Raw genomic sequence first — 20,489 nt, forward strand, 5'->3', positions numbered from 1 at the left:
CGGCCAGGTGCGGCGGTGGTGCGTCCGCGAGGTGTGGGGCGGAAGGGGCTGGGGCGACGGCCCATCGGGCCCCGGCGGGCGGACGGGTCGACCCGCGGCGTGATCCGTGGGCATGGAGGGGAACCCGCGGCGCCTGGGGCCCGGTGCGACCGGCGCCGGAACGGCCGGTGGAGTACGCCACAGCGGGCCGTTCTTCTGGGACGGTGAGCGCCGGGTTTCAAGCGTGTGACGCCCCATCGGGACACGGGCGGACGCGTACCTCGACGGGACTCCACCGCCGTCGCGGGGCACCGCCGAAACCACCCGTCCCGAACCGCGCGCGCCGCATCTCAGCACTGCCGCACACGCCGCACTTCAGCACACGCCGCACTGCCGCCCGCCGCACCCGCGTACGTCCCGCTTCAGCGTGCTCGGCGCCTCCGCACACTTCGCGCTCCAGCACGTCTCCCGTTCCAGTACGGCTCCGCGCTCCGGCGTGGTCCGGCACTTCCGCACCGCCGCACTTCCGCACCGCCGCACCGGACCGCAGCACCGCACCGCGCCGCCGCACCGCACCGGACCACGCAGACGGCATCGGCCCCACCAACAGGAGGTACCCCATGCACACCCGCACCGCAGCTCCGCCGAACAGACCCGTCCGGGCCGTACTGCTGGTCATGGGCATGCTGGCCGCACTGCTGGCCGCCGCCGTACCCGCCGCCGGCCCCGCCCATGCCGCCGTCCCCGACCAGTACGGTTTCGCCTACCTGGACAACCCGACACCGCCTCCCGGCTACGTGCCCGACCCCAGCCGCCAGTGGGGCAGTTGGGCCTCTCCGTCCACCAACCCCGTCAAGGTCGACCAGATCGGCCTCGGTTCCTACGTGGTGCACTTCCCGCAGATCGCCGGGAAGCAGGGGATCGCCCACACCACCGCGGTCAACAGGGTCCCGCACTGGTGTCAGATCGCCGGCTGGCAGCCCGCGGGGACCGGTGAGGACGTCTTCGTGAACTGCTATCTCCCCAGCGGCGCACCCGACAACTCCTCCTTCACCGTCCTCTACACCACCAGCAGCGGTGCTCCCGCCACGCGGACCGGCTCGTACGGCTATGTGTACTCCGACATCAGCGGCGCCGTCCTCACCCAGTACAACTCCGCCGGGGCCGTGAACACGGTGAGCAAGGGATCGACCGGCATCTGGAAGGCGTGGCTTCCCGGCCTCGGGCTGTCCGGCTTCTCCGGAAACCTCCAGGTCACCGCGGTCGACCCGAAGCAGGGGGCGCACTGCAAGGTGTCCGACTGGGCGCCGGGCGCGTCCGGGCAGACCGTCGAGGTCGCCTGCTACGACGCGTCCAACGCCCCGTACGACACCCGGTGGACGCTGAGCTATGCGTATCAGCGGGCGGTCCACGGACCGGCGTTCCCGCCGAAGTCGTTCGGTCACCTCTGGTACAACGGTTCGCTGCCCCCGCTGACCAACTACAACTCCAGCGGTGGCACCAACACCCTCGGCGGTTCGGGAGCCCCCTTCGTGGTCGCCATGCCGTCGGTGGCCGTCCCCTCGGACACCGCCCAGGCGACCGCCTTCGGCAGGGGTCCCGAGTACTGCGGCTTCCTCGCCCCGTGGGGCAGGACCAGCGGCACGGCCCAGCTCCCCGTCAACTGCTACGGTCCCGGCGGCAAAACGGTGAAGACACCCTTCTTCACCGCCTACACCTCGGCGTTCTGACCTCTGCCCGCCGACGGCCTCCCCCCGGGGGGACTCACCCCCGGCCGGCTGACCGGCCCGAACGGCAGCCCGGCCACCGGGCCGCACGGCGTCGGCGGGCGAGCGGGTGCCTGAGCACCCGGAGGGCCGGGAGAACCCGGAGCACCGGAGCCCGGCCCTGCGGGTGGGGCCGAGGACGGGCTCGGGCGTGCGGAACCGGTCGTGACCGATGACGTCGGCAGACCCCGCCGCACACGGCCGTACGGTCGCCACCGTCCTCCAGGAGGTGCGTGCGGGGGCCGGGGGCCCGGGCCCTCGGCCCCCGACGTTGCGTCCCGCGCGGGCGGGGCGTCCGATCGGTGACCCCGGAACGGGCCGGTCAGGAGGCCGGCCGCGTGCTGCGGGGCAGGGCCGGCGGGAGCCCGCCGGCCCTCGATCGCGAGCTCCACGGGTCCCGCAGCCTGGCCGAGCGCCGAGCGCCGAGCGCCGAGCGCCGCTTCAGCCGCCTCGTGCTGTTCCGCGTGGTCGCGACCCGCTTTCGCGGACCCGCCGTCCGCTGCACGGCCGGAGTCCGCCTCGCCCCACTCGTCCGCCGGCTCCGCGAACCCACCCGGGACCGTCCGCCGGACAGGCCCTCGGCCGGGGCGACCGGACCGCCGCCTGTGCCGGGGGCGGGGCCTTCCGCGCTCCTCCGGAGAAGCCGCCGTGGCCGAGCGGCCGGAGCTGCCCGAAGAACCTCGGCCCCCGTTGCCCCCCTCGACGGCGACGCCCTGACCGAGGCCCTCGAAGCCGCCGTCGCCCCCGCGGTCAGCTCCCCCCGTGTCCGTCCACCAGCATGTGCACCAGGCCCCGTACCCGGTGGCGGATCTCGTTCTGGTCGGCCGCCTGGGCGCTGCCGGAGCCGACCAGCCAGTAGAAGAGGATGCCCTCGCAGGCCGACATGAGCATGTGGGCGTCGGCGACCGGGGCGCGGGAGCCGGCGCGGGCCAGCAGATCGACCATGGCGAGCTGGAACTTCCGGCCCAGGTGGCTGTAGAGCTGGCGGAGTTCGGGTCTGCGCGAGGCTTCGAGGGCGAGTTCGAAGCGGGCCAGGGTGGTCTGGCGGCCGGTGGTGAGCGAGACGACCAGGGCGTGGGTGACCACGTCGATCAGGTTCTCCGCGGACGAGTCGGCGGAGCCGGCGGCGTCGGCGGGGACGGGGGCCGGGGCGTCGAAGGCGAGCGTGTAGTCGTCGGCCTCGACCGCGGCCAGGCGCACGAGGGCCAGCTTCAGCAGGGCGGCGCGGGTGCGGGCGTGGTTGGACGTGGAGCCGATCGGCAGTCCGGCGGCGCTGTCCACCGCGCGGTGGGTCAGCCCTCGAACGCCCTGGTCCGCGAGCACCGCGATGGCCGCGTCCGCCACCGCCTCCGACCGTGCGCTAGCCATGTTTCCACTCTCCTGTGCCGGTGTGTGCCGAGGTGTCCGATGTTCCCATGCGCGGACGGGCCGGTCCGACGTGCCGGAGGGGCGCTCCGGTGTGCCGAGGGGGCGGGAGGGTGTCGCGGACGGGGCGGCCCGGCCATCCGTTGACTTCAAATGTAGTTGATGAATACTATCGATGTAGTTGTTTGAGGGGTGGCCGGCCGAGTCGGCCCCGGCCATGGGGCCGTACGGGCGACTCGGGCGTCAGGCACTGACGGGCGGGTCCCGGTGTCCACGACGGCATCAGCCGCACGGGGACGGTTCACCCCGACGCATCCGAAACCGGAGAGACCTCCTATGAGCGAACGCCAGCGATGGACACTGCTGGCCGTCAGCATCGCGGCCTTCATGCTGCTGCTCGATCTGACGATCGTCATCATCGCGCTGACCGACATCCAGCAATCTCTCGATTCCTCCTTCGACGACCTGCAATGGGTCGTCGACGCCTACGCGCTCACCCTCGCGGCGTTCCTGCTGACCGCCGGGGCCCTGGCCGACCGCATCGGCCGGCGCAAGGTCTTCCTGATCGGGCTGGTGATCTTCGGTCTCGCCTCGCTCGGCTGCGGCCTGGCGTGGTCCTCCCCGGCACTGGTGATCTTCCGCGCGCTCCAGGGGGTCGGCGGCGCGGTCCTGCTCGCCGCCGGACCGGCGCTCATCGCCCAGGAGTTCGAGGTCGGCGTGGCGCGCAACAAGGCGTTCGCGGCCTTCGGCGGCGCCTCGGGCCTCGCGCTCGCGGCGGGCCCGCTCATCGGCGGCGCCCTGACCACCATCGGATGGCGCTGGATCTTCCTGATCAACCTGCCCATCGGCCTGCTCTGCCTGGCCGTCGCCCTGGTCAAGCTCCGGGACGTCCGCGAGGACGAGCGGCGCGCGATCGACTGGGCGGGCGCCGTCCTGCTCTGCGCGGGCCTCTTCCTCGGCACCTACGCCCTGATGCGCGGCCAGGCCGAGGGCTGGACCTCCGCGAAGATCCTCACCAGCCTGATCGCCGCGGTGGTGCTCCTCGCCGCGTTCGTCCGGCGCCAGTCCACCGCCCCGGCGCCCCTGATGGACCTGCGCCTGTTCCGCAACATCACGTTCAGCGGGCTGTCGATCGCCACCCTGCTCGCCTTCGCGGCGATCTTCCCGGCGATCTTCTTCTCCACGCTCTACCTCCAGCAGGTCCTCGGCCACGACGCGCTGGCCAGCGGCATCCGGATGCTCCCGCTCACCGGGGCGCTCTTCGTCGCCTCCGCGCTCGCGGCCCCGCTGGCCGCCAAGGTGCCCCCGCGCCTGCTGCTGACCCTCGGTCTGGCGCTGGCCGGAGTGGGCCTGTTCCTGCTGCGCGGGCTCTCCCCGGACGACACCTGGCACGCGATGCTCCCCGGCTTCATCGTGTGCGGCCTGGGCGTCGGCGTCTTCAACGTGGTGCGCGCCGAGACCACCGTCTCGCTGGTGCCGCCGTCCCGCTCCGGCGAGGCGTCCGGCGTCGGCAGCACCTTCCAGGAGGTCGGCGTCGCCCTGGGCATCGCGGTCCTGGGCGCCCTCTTCCAGCACCGGATGACCAGCGCCGCGGGCGACGCGCCCAGCTCCGTGACCAGCGACACCTCGCTCCTCTCGCCCGAGGGCGCCGAGGGCCCGCAGGCCGCTGTCGCCACCGTGGTGCGCCGGACGTTCGTCGACGCCATGGACGAGATCTTCCTGGTGGCGGGCATCACGGCGCTGGCCGGCGCGGTGCTCGTCCTGCTGATGGTGCGCCGCACGGACGCCGTCGAGCACGAAGGGGAGGACCGGTCCGCGAAGCTCCCCGCCGCTTCCTGAGCCGCGGGGACAGCGAACCGGGTACCGCACCGCGGGGCCCCGGCCCCGAGTTTCCAACCTGGAGAATTCCGATGACCGTTCCGCCCGAAGCCTCCGAGCTCCCCCCCTCCTTCGACCCCAACGACCCGGTCTTCCGGGCCGACCCCTATCCGATCTACAGCATGCTGCGGCAGGCCGGACCGGCCCATCGGGGCTTCCTCGGGATGTGGACCTTCGTCCGTTACGAGGAGTGCTCCGCCCTGCTCCGCGACCACCGCCTGGGCAAGGACTTCCAGCGCTCCAGCTTCTACGACTCCGTCCTCGCGGCCACCCAGGGCAACCCGCCGCCCTTCCTGGGTCTCGGTCTCGAAGGGGGCATCAAGCCCCTCTTCCTCACCGACCCGCCCGAGCACACCCGGCTGCGCGCCCTGGTGGGCTCCTCCTTCAGCCCCTCCCTGATCCGCTCCATGACCGAGTGGATCGACGCCACCGTCGACGAGCTGCTCGACGCGGCCGGCGACCGGTTCGACCTGGTGGAGGCCGTCGCCGACCCGCTCGCCACCCGCGTCCTCGGCAAGCTGCTCGGCGTCCCGGTCGAGGACCAGGAGCGGTTCCGGGAGTGGAACCGCGAGCTGACCGGCGTGCTCGACCTCGACCTCAGCCTCCCGCCGGAGGTCGCGGCCCGCCGCCGCCAGGCCATCACCGACTGCAACGCCTACTTCCACGGCCTCGCCCAGCGGCGCCGGACCGAGCCCGGCGCGGACCTCGTCTCCGCCCTCGTCCAGGCCCGGGAGAACGACGACGCCCTCAGCGACGAGGAGATAGCCGGCACCTGCGCCCTGCTGATGGCGGCGGCGTCGGAGACCTCGGCCAACCTGATCTCCTCCGGAGCGATGATCTTCGCGCGGCGGCCCGGCGACTACGCGCGGCTGGTCGAGGACCCGTCGATCGCCGCCACGGCCCTGGAGGAGATCCTGCGCTGCGAGCCCCCGGCGCACGTCGCGGGCCGGATCGCGCTGGAGCGCGTCGAGGTCGGCGACATCGTGCTGGAGCCCGGCGAGTCCGTGATGCTGGTCCTCGCCTCGGCCAACCGGGACGAGGCCCGCTTCCCGGACGGCGACGCCTTCGTCGTCGACCGCGGGGACAAGGGACACCTCTCCTTCGGCGCCGGCATCCACTACTGCATGGGCGCCCCGCTGGCCCGGAGCATGGCCGAGTCCGTGCTGCGCGGCCTCGCCGCCCGGCACCCGAAGCTGGCCCTGGACACCGACGAGGTCGGCTTCACCGAGGGGACCGGCCTGCGCGGTCCCGCAAGCCTGCCGCTCGCGGCCGGCTGACCCCGACCAGCCCGCGGCGAATCCCCCCGGCGCCGCGGGCACCCGGAGGCGGCGCACCCCGAGGGACCGGACGGCACCACCCCCGACCGTCCGTTCCCCGGGACCGCCGCCCCGAGGGGCGGGACCGGCCGTCGCGTGTCCGGCCGGTCCCGCCCGCTCAACGGAGGGCGGCCGCCCCCTCGGCGGCCGCCGCGCCGATCGCGCGGACCGCCTCCGCGGTCCTCGACGGCTCCTCGACGACGTAGAGGTGCCCGCCCTCGACCGTGCGGCTGGAGACCGGCCGCAGCAGCGCCCCCAGGGCCTCCAGCCGGGCGGGCGGACAGATCGCGTCCCCGGTGCCGCCGAGCAGGTGCACCGGCGCGTGGACCGGCTCCGGCCGCCACGCCAGGGTGCGCAGCGCCGCCAGGTCGCTCCGGAGGTCCGGCAGCAGGAAGCGCTTCGCGAACTCCTCGGTGACGTCGAGGTCCGGCGTCATCCCCCGGCGGGTGGCCTCCGCCAGCAGCCCGGAGTCGTCCAGGGCCAGCAGGTCGGCCGAGGTGGTCCCGGCCTCCGGCGGAGCGGAGAGCACCACGTGCAGGCCGTCCGGCCAGCGCTCGCCCTTGATCCGGGCCATCCGCTGCACCGCCGCCGCGCCCAGGCTGTGCCCCAGGACCAGACCGGGACCGCGCAGGTCCTCCGCGAGCAGGCCCAGGTAGAAGTGGGCCAGCGCGTCCAGGCTCGCCCCGGTGCCGCCGAACCCGGCGGGGGGCTGGACCGCGACCACGGTCCACTCGTCGCCGAGCTGGTGGGCGAGCCGGGTGAAGGAGCGGGCCGACCCCCCGGCGAACGGCACGCAGACCAGCCGGCGCTCCCCGCCCCGCTTCACGACCACCCGCTCCGGGCCCGACCTCATGAGCGCCGCTCCATCTCCCGCTGGCGGATGAGGAAGCGCGCGGTCTTGCCGGTGGAGGTGGTCGGCACCGCGTCCACCAGCCGGACCCGCTGCGGCCGCTTGTGCGGCGGCAGGGACGCCCGCACGGCCGCCATCACCCGCCCCCGCAGCCCCTCGTCCCCCGGCCGTCCCGGCTCGCCGGGCGCGCCCGGCCTCCCGGCGTGCCCGGGGTCCTCGGGCACCACGTAGGCGACGATGCGGATCAGCTCGTTCTCGTCCGGCACCCCGACGACCGCGCAGGAGGCCACACCCTCCAGGGGCAGGATGACCTCCTCGATCTCCGAGGTCAGCACCTTGCCGCCGCCGACGTTCAGGATGTTGTCGTCCCGCCCCAGGTAGACCCACCCGGCGCCGGGCTCGTAGCGCAGGTTGTCGCCGGTGTGGAACCAGCCGTCGCGGAAGGTCTCGGCGGTGAGCTGCGGGCGGTTCCAGTAGCCCAGGGCGTTGGCCGGGCCGCGCACCCGCATCCGGCCCATGCCGCCCGGCGGCAGGACGCGGCCCTCGTCGTCCAGCACCTCGACCTCGTACGTGGGCACCGGCTCGCCGGTGACGCCCGGCGCCGAGACGCCCGGCTCGGTGGAGACGAAGAAGTGCAGGCACTCGGTCGAGCCGAGGCCGTTGACCATGCTCAGGCCGAAGGTCTCGGTGAGCCGGTTGCTCAGCCCCGCGCCCAGGTGCTCGCCCGCCGAGAGGGCGAGGCGGACGGGGGAGAAGTCGAACTGCTCGGTGGCCCGGGGCACCGCCAGCATCGCCGCGTAGAGCGTGGGCACCGCGCAGAACACCGTCGGCCGGTGGGCGCGCAGCAGGTTCGCCGCCGCGTACGGGTCCGACCGGCGCTCGGTGATCACCGCGCTGCCCCCGACCGCGAACGGCATCAGCAGGGAGTTGCCGAAGCCGTAGCCGAAGGGCATCTTGGCCATCGACAGGAACCGGTCCCGGTGGGTCAGCCCGAGCCGCCGGACCACCCCCTCGGCGAAGGCGAGCAGCCCCCGGTGCGCGTGCACCACGCCCTTGGACCGGCCGGTGCTGCCCGAGGTGTACTGGAACAGCGCCGGTTCCTCCCCGCCGCCCACCGGCGCGGTCTCCAGCGGTTCGGCGGCCTCCGCCTCGGCGGGCAGACAGCGGACGGAGCCATCGCCCGGCCTGCGGCTCCAGAGGGCCGTACCGGGGAAGCGCTCGCGGAAGTCCGCCGCCAGCTCCCCCTCCGGGTCCTCCAGCAGCACGGCGCCCGGGGCGCAGTCCTCGATCACGTGGCGCTGCTCGTCCAGGGTCAGCAGCGGGGCGATCGGCACGGGGACCGCGCCCATGCGCATCGCCGCCAGGACGGTGGCCACGAAGGCCACGGTGTCGGGGAGGACGAGCACCACGCGGTCCCCCCGGCGCACACCCCCCTCGGCGAGCACCCGGGCGAACCGGCACACCCGCCCGTGCAGTTCGCGGTAGGTGAGTTCGCCCTCCTCGCTGATGAGGCAGACGGCGTCCGCCGTGTCCAGCCCCAGGTGGCGGTCCAGATACCACCATCCGGCGTTCCGCTCGTGCGGCCCGTTCATGCGCGTTCCCCTCGCCCGTTCACGTCGTCCTCCACCGTCTCCGGCCCGCCGAGCAGGACCGCGGCGCAGCTTCCGCCCGCGTCCACCGACAGGCACAGGGCCAGCCTTCCGCCGGGTGGTTCCCAGCCGGAGCCCCCGCCGCCCGTTCCCGCCGGGGGCAGGACGCCGCGGCGGATCGCCTCCACCGCGACGGCCGCCGCGAGCGCCCCGTCGGCGCCGCCGGTGCGCCCGGTCGTCGCGGTCACGTCGCACACCCGCGGGCCGTCGCCGAACTCCGCGTCCAGCGCGGCCCGCAGCGCGGCCCCGGACGCGAGGTCGCCCGTGGCGTGGACCACGGCCAGACCCACTTCGGCGGGCCGGCGCCCCGCCTCCCGCAGCGCCTCCCGGACCGCGTTGCGGGCGGCCCCGGCGAGGAGTGCGGCGCCGGGCGCGGTGTCGCGGGCCCGGCTGCCGCCCGTCGCGGCGCCGCCGCCGGGGCCGCCGTCGTCCGTCCCGCCGCCGGTGGCGGAGCCGGTGGCCCCGTCGCCGGGCGGTGCCGCGGCGGCGTCCCGGCCGGTGCCCAGGATCCGGGCGAGCGCCCGGCCCTCCCCGGCCCCGGCGCGCTCCAGCAGGAGCACGGCCGCTGCCTCGCCCTCCGGTACGCCGTCCGCCCCCTCCGGCGCGCCGCCGACGGCCGCCGAGAGGGTGTCCAGGCCCGCCGCCAGCACGGTGTCGCAGACCCCGTCGTCCAGACAGCGCGCGCCCACCGCCAGGGCCTCCAGCCCGGCCGTCGCCCCCGAGGTGAGCGTCAGGTTCGGCCCCTCGGCGGGCAGGACGATGGAGAGCTGCGCGGCGGCGGCGTTGTACCCCGAGTGCGGCCCCCAGACCGGATTGACCGTCAGCCCGCTGTGCCCGGCCGCGTTGTGGATGGCGATGTACTCGTTGCGTCCCGCCCGCAGCGTCCCCAGGACGACGCCGGTCCGCTCGGGGAGGTGCCCGGAGCGGTCCGGCCAGGCGGTGTGCGCCGCGTGGATCAGCAGCCGGGCGTCCCGGGTGAGGGTGCGGTCCACCCGGGGGCCGACCACGTCGCCCAGCGGCAGCGGGCCGCGCACATGGGCGGCGTGGATCTCGCGGCTGTCGTCGTACGCCCCGGCGGACGGCCGGGGCGGGAGGGCGTTGGCGACGAGCGGGATCCGCTCGGTGGTGAACCGCCGCCGCCCGCCGAGCAGGTCGTCGAACAGCTCCGCCACCGTCGCGCCCGACGCGGTGACCGCCGCCACGGCGGTGATCGCGGGCGGACCGGCGGCCGTGGGCCCGTCGGTGATCACGGGCGGGGCGGCGGAGGGCTCCGCCGTGTCGTCTGCGCGCATGTCAACTCCCCGTGGTGGCTGCGGACGGGCGGTGCGGGGCGTCCTCGGCGTACCGGCGGAGCACGACGGTCGCGACGTTCCCCCCGAAGCCGAAGGCGTTGCTCAGGGCCACCCGCACCGGTGCCTCGCGGGCCGGTCCGCGGACCAGGTCCAGCTCCGCGCAGCCGTCGTCCGGCTCCCGCAGCGTCGGATTGCCCGGCACCAGGCCCTCGGTGACGGCCTGGACGCAGGCGACGGCCTCCAGGGCGCTCGCGCCGCCCTGGGCGTGGCCCAGCATGCCCTTGATCGAGGACACCGCGGGCCGTCCTCCGCCCGGCCCGAAGAACCCGGCCAGGGCGGCCGCCTCCAGCGCGTCGTTGGCCTGGGTGCCGGTGCCGTGGGCGCTGACGTAGTCCACCTCCGCGGGGTCGAGCCCGGCCATCGCCAGCCCGTCCCGCATGCACCGGACCATGCCGAGCCCCCGGGGGTGCGGCGCGGTCATGTGGTGGGCGTCGGCCGCCACCGCGTAGCCGCACAGCTCGGCCAGGACGGTCGCGCCCCGGGAGCGGGCGTGCTCCAGCGACTCCAGCACCAGGACGGCCGCGCCCTCCGAGGGCAGCATGCCGCCGCGGTCGCGGTCGAAGGGCCGGACCACGTCGGGGGCGAGCGCCCGCAACGTGGTGAAGAGCTGGAACACCGCCTCCGACAGCTCGTCGGTGCCGCCGGCCACCATGGCGTCGGCCTGGCCCCAGCGGATGTGGTCGGCGGCCAGCGCGAGGGCCGTGTTGCCCGCCGCGCACCCGGCGCCCACCACCTGCCGGGGGCCGCGCAGCCCCCGGCGCCGGGCCGGTCCCGCCGCCAGGATCCCGGGGGTGTCCCACACCGGGTCGCCGTCGAGCGGACGGCCCCGGCGGCGCAGTTCCTCCAGATGCGGGCGGGTGCCCATGACCGTCCCCACGACGACGCCGACGCGCCGGGGGTCGGCGTGCTCCATGAGCCGGGACTGGGCCAGCGCCCGGTCGACCGAGTGGTTCACGTAGCGCAGCGAACGGGGTGTGCGCGGGGCGTCCGGGTCCCCGGCGTCGTCCAGTTCCGCCGCGTCGACCTCGGCGGCCAGCCCGACCGGGTAGCCGTCGGCGGGGAACCGGGTGACGGGGCCGGTGGCCACCGCCCCGGAGGTCACGTTCTTCCAGTACGTGGTCACCTCGCTGCCGAGCGGTGAGACGACACCCATGCCGGTCACCACCACCCGGCGGTGCCGGGCGCGCTCAGCCGGTGACACTGAGGGCGGCCCGTTCCGCGAGTTCCTCGGCGGTGTCGCTCGACGCGACCTGGTCGGCCTCCAGGCGGCAGCCGAAGCGGGCCTCCATCAGGGCGACGACCTCCAGCTTCTGGAGCGAGTCGCCGCCGAGGGCGTCGTAGAAGTGCGCCTGTGGCGACACCTCCTCCGCGGGCAGGGCGAGTACTTGGGCGATGATCTCGATCACTTCCGCGGTGAGATCCGACGCGTTCATGGGGACTCCCTCGTTCAGGACGTTGCTGTCAGCAGATGCCGCCAGCGGACGAGCTGGTCCTTCTTCAGACCGCCGGACCAGTGCAGGAACCTGGACGCCACCAGCCAGTAGGCGACGGCGGCGACGGCCACCGCGGCCACGGCCGGCCGCGGGGCCGCCGCGGCCAGGGCGAACGCCAGGAAGTAGAAGGTGAACTGGTGCATGACCTCGCGGGCCGCCGCCCGGTCCGCGGGCACCCGGGCGCGCGCGGCGGCCTTCACCACCAGGACGGAGACCACGGCCAGCGGCAGCAGCGCCAGCGCGGTCGGGGGCAGGGCGCCGGTCAGGACGAAGACCACCACCAGCAGGTGGGGCGCGGCGGTCAGCAGGTAGACGGCCGCGCCGCGGCGCAGCCGGGCCAGCAGCATCCAGAGGCTGGAGTAGCCGAGGGCGCGGTCGCCCTCCACGTCGGTGATGTCCTTGATGCCGGACAGGCCCAGCGTGAACGCCGCCAGCACCGCGGCGACGGGCAGGACGGGGCTCAGCAGCACCCCGGTGTCGCCCTCCACCGCCCAGCCGGTGAGGACGGGCATGACGACCGGGGTGATCAGTGTGGCCAGCGAGAGCACGCGGTGCCGCTTGAGGGCCGGGCCGACGGAGTAGCAGATCGCGATGGCCATGTCCGCGACCAGGAGCACCGCGAGCACGACGCTCGGGCTGGTCCACAGCAGCGCCGCCCCGAACAGGGCGAAGCAGGTCCAGCTCCCGATGGCGACCCCGGTCAGCCGGCTCCACCCGAACTCCTCGCACAGGCGGGTGCGTTCGGGCTGGTTCACCACGTCCGCCTCCCGGTCGGCGATCCGGTTGACGGACTCGGTGCCCACACAGAGCGCCAGCCACATGGGGGCGCCCAGCAGGACCCACAGAAGGGCGGAGCCGCCGCCCGCGAGCAGGCCCGCGGTGAAGCCCACCCAGTAGTAGGCGGTGAACCGGACGCTGCAGCTCCGGACCAGCAGCACCACCGACCGGGCGATGCCCGCGCGGCCCCCGCCGTAGGGTCCGACCGTCGTCGAGGCGGCCATCTCAGCGGCCCGTCCGTATCGCGGGGGACGCGTGCGCGGTCTCACTCATGGTGATCAGTCCTCGGCTTCCTGCGCGGCAAAAGGGCGTACGGGGTCTCCGCGCCGGGACGGTCTCCGGCGGGGGAGGGGGCGTGCCGGGGCGTCGCCCTACGGCACGTCCCGGGTACGGGTCGGTGCGTCCGCCCGGCGCGCGCCGGTGAGCGGGGGCGGTACGTGTGGTGCCGTTGGTGCGACGGGCGGGTGCTGCCCCGGGGCCGTCACGCGCGGTCGCGCGGTGCGGACCGGTGGAGGCCGCCCGTCGCCGGCCGACCGCCGTGCTCCGGCGCGGGACGGGTGGTCTCCGTGCGGGACGGGCGGTGCCGTGGGGCGGGGGGAGGCACCGGACGGCGGCGGGAGTGCCGGGCGCCGGGCGCGGTGGAGGGTGCGGGGCGGGCCGGACGGGCGCGGTCGCGCACTGCCGATGGGAGAGGGGGCAGCCGTCTCGCGGCGGCCGTCGCCGGGGTGGAGGCGTACGGGGGCACCGGGACGTCCAGGGGTGCCGCGGCGTCGAGGAACCGGTCCCCGGGTGCCGTCAGCTCGCGCAGCCGTCCTTCGTCGCACCCCATCGGTCCCCGATTCCCCGCCCATGCGAACACGTGTCTCACTCGCGGAGGTGAGATTACAAGCCAAGAATCAGCTTTTCAATCGCGCGCTGTCCATAGGTGACAATCAGTCAAGTGGCTGAAAAATAAAGTAAGTTGCCCCATCGGTCGTCGATCGCCGTGCTCTCCGGTGAATCCCCTGCTCAGAGGTGGTGGCCTGGGTGATCGCACAGGCGGCCGACATGGCGAAGCCTCCCGGCGCGGGGCGCGGGGAGGCGGTGTCCGGGGCGCGGAGGCGGGCGCGCGCGGAGGGGCGGCGCTCGGGCCACGCGGCGGGCGTGGACGGGGGTGCGGTGTTTGAAACGCGGGGTGGAGGTGCGGGAGGGGGCGGAGCGCGGGGAGTGGTGTGCGGGGCGGGCGCGGGGCACGCCGTGGGAAGGGGGGCGGGCCGGGCGTGGGGGCCGCCCCCGGGTCCGCCCCGGGGGCGCGGCGGAACGGGGGCCGTGCGCGGGGAGCGTCGGCGGACGCCGAACGAGTGGGTGTTCCGGTTGTTCCCGGCATCGCGGGCGACGAGCCGCGCGTTGGTGTCGGCGCCGATGGCGGCGGGGTACTGGACGCCGTCGGCCCGGCCGACGCCGGCGTGGGTCCGCCGCCGTGACGGTGGGGGTCACCCGGAGGGGTGCGCCCGTGGGGGCGGGGGTGGTCGCGGGCGGGCCGGGGCGTGCCTCAGTAGCCGACGGTGAAGCGCTCGCCGATGTGCCGCGGCCGGTCGATCTCGTCGACCAGGGCCACGGCGAAGTCCTCGGCGCTGATGCGGCTGCTGCCGTCCTCGGTGACGACGAGGTCGTCCAGGGAGGTGCGGTAGGTGCCGGTGCGCTCGCCGGGCTCGATCGTTCCGGCGGGGCTGAGGTTGGTCCACCGCACGTCCTCGACGGTGCGGCAGAAGTCCAGGGCGTCGCCGTGGGCGTGCATGATCTGGAGCAGGAACTCCGGCAGGCCCTCCGCGTCCCAGACCTGCCCGCCGTCCGGCGTGCGCAGCGAACCGGCGCCGCCGACCAGCAGCAGCCGCGGCGCGGCGTCGCCGAGCGTGCGCAGCCCCGCGACCAGGGACTCGGCGGCGGGCCGGATGGTCGCGACATGGCCCGGCCCGTCGCCCCCGCCGACGGCGCTGACCACGACGTCCTGGCCCCGCGCGACCTCGGCCACGAACGCCGGGTCCAGGACGTCCCCGGTGACGACGGTCGGGCCGGGGGTGCTCCGGGTCGGCTTCGCCGGGTCGCGCACGACGGCCGTGACCTCGTGGCCGCGGCGGAGCGCCTCGTCCAGGACACGGGATCCGATGGTTCCATTGGCGCCGAACAAAGCGATCTTGGACACGTGCGGCTCCTGCTTCGGGTCGGTTCTCCTGAGATGTCCGCACATGGCGGGACGTCCCACGATAGGCGTGGGGGCTGCCTGGAGGGGGCGGGGTGGGGGTGTGGCGGCCGCGCGGTTCCTGTGCCCTCCGGGCGGGTGTCGGACGGCCGCTGCGGGCCCGGGGTCGGGCGGGGTGGAGCGAGGTAGTCGCGGGGAGGCCGAGGAGGCGCTGTGCGAAGGGTGTTTGCGCAAGGGCGGGGTGTCGGTGACCCGGGTGCCCGATTCGGCGCGCCGTATCATTCCTGCGAAGCCGCTCCGGAGGACGGTGGGTGGCGATTGCGTCGGAAATGACCGATGGGTCGGAGTCGAAGGAAGTGGGCAAAATCTGCCCCTGCCCGAGACAAACCCGCAGGTCGTTTCCTGTAGTCCCCGCGCACGCGGGGGTGGCCCCACCCCGGGGGTGCCGAGCGCCCGGGCGAGGTAGTAGTCCCCGCGCACGCGGGGGTGGCCCCGGGCGGCGGGCCGCGGCCTGCGCCTGCTGCGCCGTAGTCCCCGCGCACGCGGGGGTGGCCCCCGAACTCGCCGAGCTCGGCGAGGACATGCGCAGTAGTCCCCGCGCACGCGGGGGTGGCCCCGGGACATGGGTCAGCCCTCCTTCGCGGCGGGGGTAGTCCCCGCGCACGCGGGGGTGGCCCCCGCGTTCTCCCGATTCCGCGCCCCGAGCCGCCGTAGCTCCCGCGCACGCGGGGGTGGCTCCGAGACCACGGTCATGGCGCAGCTCGTCCACCGGTAGTCCCCGCGCACGCGGGGGTGGTCCTGGCTTCGGCCGTGTATGCACTGGTCGTTGAGTTCGGGTGGTTCTTTCGTGCGGGGGATTGTGGTGGGTTTGTTGGTGGAAGTCGGGGGGCTCAGTGTCCCGGGCCCGGGGCCGAGGGGCGGGGGGTGCGGTCGTGGGCGGTGATGGCCTCGGCCACTTGCTGGACGGCGTCCCGGATTCCGTTTCCGTAGGGGTTCCGGGGGAGGGCGGGGGTGTGGGTGCGGGCCGCCTCGATGTGGTGGGCGGCGGCCTCGAAGGAACCCAGGCGGCGGTGGTCGTCGGCCAGGTTGAGGTGGAGCGAGGGGCGGAAGCCCTCGACACGGAGTCCGGCGTCGTGGTCCCGCACCCGCTGGTCGGTCATGGCGTCGGCGGCGTCCAGCGCCCGGACGTCCCAGGTGAGCGCCTCGGCGGGGTGCTCGTGGAGATCCGCCAGATAGTGGGCGAGAGTGCAGCGGTGCAGCGGGTCGCCGGTGACGCCGATCGCCGCCCAGAGCTCCAGGAGCCGCGTGCGGGCGCCGTCGGGGTCGCCGGTCCTGCCCTCGGTGACGGCCAGGCCGATGGCCTCCATGGTCGGGTCGGGGGTGGTGGCTGCCGGGGTGGTCATGAGGTGTCCTCGGGTCGGTGGTCGGTGGTCGGTGGTCAGGGGAGGGGCGGGACGGGCATGGCCAGGGTGGTGAGGTCGCCGCCGTCGGCGGAGCGGAGGGTGACCGGGCGGTCGGCGCCCCTCAGGTCGAGCATCAGATCCGGGCCGAGCGCGGTGCTCACCGCGGGGTGCAGCGTGGTCAGCCCGAACCGGACGCACAGCGCCTCGCCCGTCACGGCGGCCGGGAGCCGGACGCCCGGGCCCGCGGCGTCCGCCGGCAGCACGCTCACCCCGCCGTCCGCGACGCGCAGCGCCAGCCGCTCCCCGGGGTGGTCCTCCAGGGCGCGCAGGAACGGGCCCTTCGCGACCGTCGCGCGGGTGGTGGGCCCGCCCAGCGAGGCGAGCACCGACCGGTGGTCGGGGAACTCCCCGGGCAGGTGGCGGCAGAGCCGGTCGCCCCGTCCGGCCATGCGCAGCCGCACGCCGTGCGGGGTCGCCTCCAGCCGGACCAGCGCGCTGCGGCGCACCTCGCCGAGGGCGGCCCGCAGATCGTCCCCGTGCAGGGTCCCGGCCCAGGCCCGGTCCGCCGGTTCCGACGGCGTCAGGGTGCGGACGGAGAGCCGGTACCGGTCGGTGGCGATCAGGGAGACCTCTTCCGGCCCGGCCTCCACGCGCAGTCCGGCGAGCACCGGCATGCCCGGCTCGTGCGCGGTGGCGGTGAGCACCTGCTCGACCGCGTCCGCCAGGACGGGCCCCTTCAGCGCCGCGATCGGTGTGCCGGGCGCGGCGGCGCCGAGCACGGTGCGCAGGGCGGCGGCCCTGCGCAGGGTGTCCGCCGCCTCTCCGGCGATCCGCGCGGCGTGCTCGTCGACCAGCCGGGCCGCCTCGTCGGGCGCGGCGCCGAGGACCCGCTCGACGGTGGCCAGGGGCATGGCGATCCCGCGCAGCCGGCGCAGCAGGTCCGCCCGTTCCAACTGGCCCGTGTCGTAGTAGCGGTAGCCCGAGGAGGGGTCGGTCTCGGCGGGGGGCAGCAGTCCGGAGTCGGCGTAGAAGCGCAGCGCGCTGGCGGTGAGGCCGCAGCGCCGGGCGAAGACCCCGATCGGCATCAGCTCGGATGTGGGCACGCCGTCATCATGGGGTTTCATCCCACTCGAAGGTCCACCCGAGGTGGCATCTCCCGATTTCCATGACAGTGGAACGTTTCTGTGTTCACGTCCCGCGAGACGCCTCCCACCGCGTACGGGCAGGGGCGCGGACGCGGGCCGGAGTCACGGGCGTGCGGCCCCGGTGCGATGGGACGGTGGGGCATGCGACCGGACGACTGGCACCTGACCGGGAACCTCGACGCCTTTCTTTCCTCCGCTCGCGTCCCGTTCCGCACACCCCCGCCCTCACGGTGACGGAGACGCTGCGCACCCGCGGGACGGCGGTCTACGGCAGCGAACCTCCGGTCCTCGGGGTGCTGGAGCGGGCGGGCCGGGTCCGCGTCGTCCCCTTCCGGACACCGCCGCACCCCCTGCGGCTGACCGCCCTGACGTCGGACGGGGCCGACGCCCTGGCCGCGCGGCTCGCCGCTCTCGGGCACGTCCTCCCGGGCGTCGGCGCGGACCGCGACACCGCCGCCGCCTTCGCCGCAGCCTGGCGGCGGCACCGGCGCGACCCCGGTGCTCCACGAGCGCGCGCGCCTGTACCGCCTCGGCACCCCCACCCCGCCGGAGCCCGCCCCGGAGGGCCGCGCCCGGGTGGCGGGGGAGCGGGACCGGGAGCGACTGGCGCGCTGGTACCGCGAGTTCGGCGCGGCCGTGGGCGGCGGCGCCGTCCAGGACCACGGCGCCTGGGCCGACGCGCAGGTCGCGGCCGGGAGCGTCACCCTCTGGGAGACCCCGGACGGCACCCCGGTCGCCATGGCGGGACTCACCCCGATGGTCGCCGGGCAGATCCGGGTGGTTCCCGTCTACACCCCGCCCCACCTGCGCGGACGCGGGTACGCCGGTGCCGCGGTGGTCGGGGCGGGCCGGGCCGCGCGGGCCGCGGGCGCGGCGGAGGTGCTGCTCTTCGCGGACCCGGACAGCCCCACCGGCACGGCCCTGTACCAGCGGCTCGGCTACCGTCCGGTCGCGGACTTCGCGGAGTACGCCTTCCGGTGAGCCGCCCCGGCCCGGGACACGGTGGAGCGGCGACCGCCTCCGGGCCCTGGGTCAGCCGGGGAGCCGGCCCAGGGCGGTGCGCAGGGCCGCGCGGATCTCCGGCGGCGGGGGCGGTCCGTCGGGGGCGGCCCCGGCGGTGACCGAGGCGGCGACCGTGCGCAGCTTGGTGTTGGACACCTGCGACGCCTCCCGCAGCAGGTGCCACGCCTGGTCCGGCGTACAGGAGTGGACGGCCATCAGCACGCCCCGGGCCTGGTCGATGACGGGGCGGGAGGCGATGGCCCGGCGCAACTGCTCCACCTCCTCCTCCAGCACGTCCACCCGCCGGGCCCCGTCCTCGGGCCGGTGCTCTCGGGGCCCGGCGGGGGTGTGCAGGGGGTCGGCGGGGTCCAGTCCGGCCAGGTCCAGGAACCGCGAGGGCTGGCCGTGCCAGCGCGTCGCCGTCACCGGTACCGAGCGGCGTCTGCCGTGGCCGCCGAGCAGGTCGAGGAACTGGAGCCCGGACGCGTCCATGAACACCACCCCGGTCATGTCGGCGTCGATCCGGCCGACGCCCCGGGGCAGCCCGGCCAGCGCCTCGGCCAGGACCCCCACGCATCCGCGCGCCAGGTCCCCCCGGGGCAGGAGCAGGGCCCGGCCGGAGTCCGCGTCCACCCGGCCCTCTATGGCCAGGGCGGTCGTCGTCCCTCCCGCCGGACGTGGTGGAGCCGCTGAGGTCATGTCACCCGCCTTGTCCGTCCCGCTTCCTCTGTCCGCAGACGTTCGCCACGTCGGCACGATCCCCGTGGGAGTGCGCCTGCCCCGCCGCGCGGCCCGCCACACCCGGGCCGTTCACAGCGGTGCGTCCCAGGTGATCGTGGTGCCGGTGCCGGTGCCGGTGCCGGTGCCGATGCCGGTGCCGATGCCGTCGACGTCCCAGCCGCCGTCCCGCCGCTCGCCCGTGCCCTCCCCGTCCTCCCGTTCGCCGTCGTCCGTGACCGTCAGGCGCACGGCGTCGCGGCCGTCCGGGAGCCGTGCCGTCGCGTCCACGGAGACCTCCACGCGGGACACGCCGGTGCGGCGGCGGGCGGCGTCCAGCGCCCGGCGCAGGACGGTGACGAGGTGGTCCGCGACCCCGTCCGGCACCCGGGCGTCGACGGCGCCGGTGAACCGGGTGGACGGCGGGAACCCGAGCCGGGCCGCCGCCACCGCCGTCTCGCGCAGCACCCGCCCGCGCGGACCGGACGGCGGCTCCGCGGGCGGCTGCTGGAGGACGAGGATGGCCGTACGGACGTCCTGGACCGTGGACCGCAGCTCCTCCACCGCCTCGCCGAGCACGTCCCGGACGTCGTCCGCGTCGGGGCGGCGCCGTGTGGACTCCAGCATCAGCCCGGTGGCGAACAGCCGTTGCACCACGAGGTCGTGCAGATCGCGGGCGATGCGGTCGCGGTCCTCCAGGACGGCGAGGCGCTCCCGGCCGCGCCGGGCGTCGGCCAGGACGAGGGCCAGCGCGGCCTGCGAGGCGAACTGGGCCGCGAGCTGCCGTTCCACGGCGGTGTACGGGGGCCCGCCGCGGCGGCGGGGCAGCGCGAGGGTGCCGATCAGACGGCCGTCCGTCCGCAGGGGCAGCATCATGCTGGGCCCGAAGCGGTGCCGCACCCGGGTCGTCATGCGCGGGTCGGTGGCGGAGTCCGCGATGAACACCGCTTCGCCGCCGAGGAGTTGCTCCAGGACCGGGCTCCCCGGGGCGATGGTCGCGCCGACCAGGCCGTCCGGGTCGTCCGGTGCCGAGGCGGTCACGATCTCCATGCCGCCCCCGGCGGCCCGCTGGAGGATCACGCCCGCGGAGGCACCGGCGAGCGTCCGGGCCCGCTCCGCCACGGTCAGCAGGGCGTCGCCGGTGTCCCCGTCGGTGAGCAGGGCGGTGGTGACGGCCGCCGCGCCCTCGATCCAGCGCTCCCGCAGCCGGGCCGCCTCGCGCAGCCGGGCGGTGCCGACGACGATCCCCGCCTGGGTGGCCAGGACCCCCAGCAGGTGCCCGTCCCCGGGGGTGAACGGGCCGGCACCGGGGCGGGCGGTGACGCGCAGACCGCCGAACGGCTCCTCGCCCACCGGGACCGGCACCCACAGCCGGTGCGCGGCGCCCGGGGCGGACCCGGGAGGAGGGTCCGGAGAGGTGCTGAGGGGGGCGAGACCGTCCCGGGCCGGGTCGGCGGGGACCAGTTCCGCCCGCGCGGCGCCGGTGAGCGCGACGGCGGCGTCCAGGAGGCGGCGGAGCGCGGGGGCGGGGTCGTCCCCGCCGCTCCCGGCGCCGAGGACGGCGTCGAGGAGGAGGGACAGGGCCGCGCGGGGCGGGGGCCGGCCGGTCGTCATGCCG

Annotated in this window: 15 protein-coding genes, 1 pseudogene and 1 CRISPR repeat array; of the genes and pseudogenes, 4 read left to right on the plus strand and 12 right to left on the minus strand. The window is 75.7% G+C overall.

The annotated features are described in order from the left end of the window. Window positions 1–599: 599 nt before the first annotated feature. Window positions 600–1,709, plus strand: a complete 1,110-nt coding sequence (locus ACZ7LB_RS00590; RefSeq protein ID WP_471464410.1) for a hypothetical protein — start codon at window positions 600–602, stop codon at window positions 1,707–1,709. A gap of 786 nt (window positions 1,710–2,495) precedes the next feature. On the opposite strand, the gene ACZ7LB_RS00595 is transcribed toward ACZ7LB_RS00590, so the two are convergent. Then, the gene (locus ACZ7LB_RS00595; RefSeq protein WP_471464412.1) at window positions 2,496–3,113 is read right to left on the minus strand and encodes a TetR/AcrR family transcriptional regulator; all 618 of its coding nucleotides are present in this window, start codon (window positions 3,111–3,113) and stop codon (window positions 2,496–2,498) included. Between the two features lie 333 nt (window positions 3,114–3,446). On the opposite strand from ACZ7LB_RS00595, the gene ACZ7LB_RS00600 reads away from it, so the two are divergent. Both ACZ7LB_RS00600 and ACZ7LB_RS00605 read left to right on the plus strand, forming a co-directional pair. Further along, window positions 3,447–4,949: an MFS transporter gene (locus ACZ7LB_RS00600; protein WP_471464414.1), complete on the plus strand. Its 1,503-nt coding sequence runs from the start codon at window positions 3,447–3,449 to the stop codon at window positions 4,947–4,949. A 71-nt stretch (window positions 4,950–5,020) separates the two neighbouring features. Then, window positions 5,021–6,265, plus strand: coding sequence for a cytochrome P450 (locus tag ACZ7LB_RS00605; RefSeq protein WP_471464416.1), 1,245 nt, complete (start codon window positions 5,021–5,023; stop codon window positions 6,263–6,265). A gap of 157 nt (window positions 6,266–6,422) precedes the next feature. On the opposite strand, the gene ACZ7LB_RS00610 is transcribed toward ACZ7LB_RS00605, so the two are convergent. The 9 genes from ACZ7LB_RS00610 to ACZ7LB_RS00650 all read right to left on the minus strand — a co-directional run bounded on the left by ACZ7LB_RS00610 (window position 6,423) and on the right by ACZ7LB_RS00650 (window position 17,110). Next, window positions 6,423–7,157 (minus strand): thioesterase II family protein, encoded by a 735-nt coding sequence (locus ACZ7LB_RS00610; protein WP_471464418.1) that lies wholly within the window; start codon window positions 7,155–7,157, stop codon window positions 6,423–6,425. Then, complete coding sequence (locus ACZ7LB_RS00615; RefSeq protein WP_471464420.1) at window positions 7,154–8,746, minus strand: AMP-binding protein; 1,593 nt, start codon at window positions 8,744–8,746, stop codon at window positions 7,154–7,156. The genes ACZ7LB_RS00610 and ACZ7LB_RS00615 overlap by 4 nt, the downstream gene beginning before the upstream one ends. Next, the gene (locus ACZ7LB_RS00620; RefSeq protein WP_471464422.1) at window positions 8,743–10,095 is read right to left on the minus strand and encodes a beta-ketoacyl synthase N-terminal-like domain-containing protein; all 1,353 of its coding nucleotides are present in this window, start codon (window positions 10,093–10,095) and stop codon (window positions 8,743–8,745) included. The genes ACZ7LB_RS00615 and ACZ7LB_RS00620 overlap by 4 nt, the downstream gene beginning before the upstream one ends. A 1-nt stretch (window position 10,096) precedes the next feature. Continuing rightward, window positions 10,097–11,356, minus strand: a complete 1,260-nt coding sequence (locus tag ACZ7LB_RS00625; protein ID WP_471464424.1) for a beta-ketoacyl-[acyl-carrier-protein] synthase family protein — start codon at window positions 11,354–11,356, stop codon at window positions 10,097–10,099. Then, on the minus strand, window positions 11,343–11,588 hold the full coding sequence (locus ACZ7LB_RS00630; RefSeq protein ID WP_471464426.1) for an acyl carrier protein: 246 nt from the start codon (window positions 11,586–11,588) through the stop codon (window positions 11,343–11,345). Before ACZ7LB_RS00630 ends, ACZ7LB_RS00625 begins: the two co-directional genes overlap by 14 nt. A 14-nt stretch (window positions 11,589–11,602) precedes the next feature. Next, window positions 11,603–12,649: a UbiA family prenyltransferase gene (locus ACZ7LB_RS00635; RefSeq protein WP_471464428.1), complete on the minus strand. Its 1,047-nt coding sequence runs from the start codon at window positions 12,647–12,649 to the stop codon at window positions 11,603–11,605. A gap of 1,307 nt (window positions 12,650–13,956) precedes the next feature. After that, window positions 13,957–14,607, minus strand: a complete 651-nt coding sequence (locus ACZ7LB_RS00640) for an NAD(P)-dependent oxidoreductase (protein WP_471464430.1) — start codon at window positions 14,605–14,607, stop codon at window positions 13,957–13,959. Between the two features lie 401 nt (window positions 14,608–15,008). After that, window positions 15,009–15,404: direct repeats of the CRISPR family, unit length 29 nt; unit sequence GTAGTCCCCGCGCACGCGGGGGTGGCCCC. Window positions 15,405–15,494: 90 nt separating this feature from the next. Beyond that, window positions 15,495–16,007 (minus strand): hypothetical protein, encoded by a 513-nt coding sequence (locus ACZ7LB_RS00645; RefSeq protein ID WP_471464432.1) that lies wholly within the window; start codon window positions 16,005–16,007, stop codon window positions 15,495–15,497. A gap of 35 nt (window positions 16,008–16,042) precedes the next feature. Then, window positions 16,043–17,110 carry a DNA polymerase III subunit beta family protein gene (locus ACZ7LB_RS00650; protein ID WP_471464434.1) on the minus strand — a complete coding sequence of 356 codons (1,068 nt, stop codon included), beginning with the start codon at window positions 17,108–17,110 and terminating at the stop codon, window positions 16,043–16,045. Between the two features lie 183 nt (window positions 17,111–17,293). Here ACZ7LB_RS00650 and ACZ7LB_RS00655 point away from each other — a divergent pair. Further along, window positions 17,294–18,133: pseudogene (locus ACZ7LB_RS00655) on the plus strand (GNAT family N-acetyltransferase). 51 nt (window positions 18,134–18,184) lie between these two features. Here ACZ7LB_RS00655 and ACZ7LB_RS00660 read toward each other — a convergent pair. Then, a complete protein-coding gene (locus ACZ7LB_RS00660) occupies window positions 18,185–18,853 on the minus strand; it encodes an ANTAR domain-containing response regulator (RefSeq protein ID WP_471464436.1) in 669 nt (222 codons plus the stop codon). A gap of 111 nt (window positions 18,854–18,964) precedes the next feature. Beyond that, complete coding sequence (locus ACZ7LB_RS00665; RefSeq protein WP_471464438.1) at window positions 18,965–20,485, minus strand: GAF domain-containing sensor histidine kinase; 1,521 nt, start codon at window positions 20,483–20,485, stop codon at window positions 18,965–18,967. Between the last annotated feature and the right edge of the window lie 4 nt (window positions 20,486–20,489).

The organism is Streptomyces sp. NPDC107521 (assembly GCF_055598485.1).